This is a genomic window from Gemmatimonadota bacterium (assembly GCA_026706345.1).
GTDB lineage: Bacteria > JAAXHH01 > JAAXHH01 > JAAXHH01 > JAAXHH01 > JAAXHH01.
Genome location: JAPOYX010000058.1, coordinates 36,111 through 37,201, shown reverse-complemented (window position 1 = coordinate 37,201; position 1,091 = coordinate 36,111). Strand labels below are relative to the sequence as shown.

1 protein-coding gene is annotated in these 1,091 nt (G+C 60.2%); it reads left to right on the top strand.

Going from position 1 to position 1,091, the window contains the following annotated elements; translation table 11 throughout:
• Positions 1 to 153 precede the first annotated feature (153 nt).
• Positions 154 to 1,091 (top strand): Fe-S cluster assembly protein SufB (gene sufB / locus OXG98_04980; GenBank protein ID MCY3771357.1); only part of this gene is annotated, 938 nt, incomplete at its 3' end.

Sequence of the window (1,091 nt, the reverse complement as noted above, 5' to 3'; positions counted from 1 at the left end):
GGACCTGCTGCAGACGGAACACCAGGTGCTCGAGGTGGTGGAGCAGGTTTCCCGGGATACCATGCGGGGCCAGGCGATGGGCGGCACGATCCAGATAGCCCGTTAGCACGGCGGGTTCAGCACGGCAGGTTTTAATCGTTTCAAGGAGAGGAAATGGAAGCCATTGAGACTTTAGCCCAGCAGGAATACAAAGAGGGCTGGGTGACCGACATCGAGATGGAAACGGCGCCGCCGGGGCTCAACGAGGATATCATCCGGTTCATATCCGCCAAGAAGAATGAGCCCGGGTTTCTGCTGGAATGGCGCCTCAAGGCGTACCGCCACTGGCTTACGATGAAGGAGCCCAACTGGCAGTACATGGCCTATCCGCCGGTCGATTATCAGGATATCGTGTATTACGCGGCGCCGAAGAACACGCCGCAGTACAACAGCCTCGACGAGGTGGACCCCGAACTGCTGGAGACCTACGACAAGCTCGGGATTCCGCTGGAAGAGCAGAAGGTGCTCGCGGGCGTGGCCGTCGACGCGGTCTTCGACAGCGTGTCGGTCCACACGACCTTCAAGGACAAACTGGCTGAACTGGGCATCATCTTCTGTTCGTTTTCCGAGGCCGCACAGGAACATCCCGACCTGGTAGAGAAATATCTGGGCACCGTGGTGCCTTACCGCGACAACTACTTCGCGACGCTCAACTCGGCCGTCTTCAGCGACGGGTCTTTCTGCTACATCCCGCCGGGTGTCCGGTGCCCCATGGAGCTGTCCACCTACTTTCGCATAAACACGGCCGGAACGGGACAATTCGAGCGCACGCTGATCATCGCCGACAAGGGTTCGTACGTCAGTTACCTCGAAGGCTGCACGGCCCCCATGCGGGACGAGAATCAACTCCATGCGGCGGTCGTCGAGCTCGTGGCCCTGAAAGACGCCCAGATCAAGTACTCCACGGTGCAGAACTGGTATCCCGGCGACGAGGAAGGCAAGGGCGGGGTCTACAACTTCGTGACCAAGCGCGGGGCCTGCAAGGGCGATAACAGTAACATCAGTGCGCGGCTGATCCCGCGCCCGCGCCACGCCGGTGAGACCGCTACATT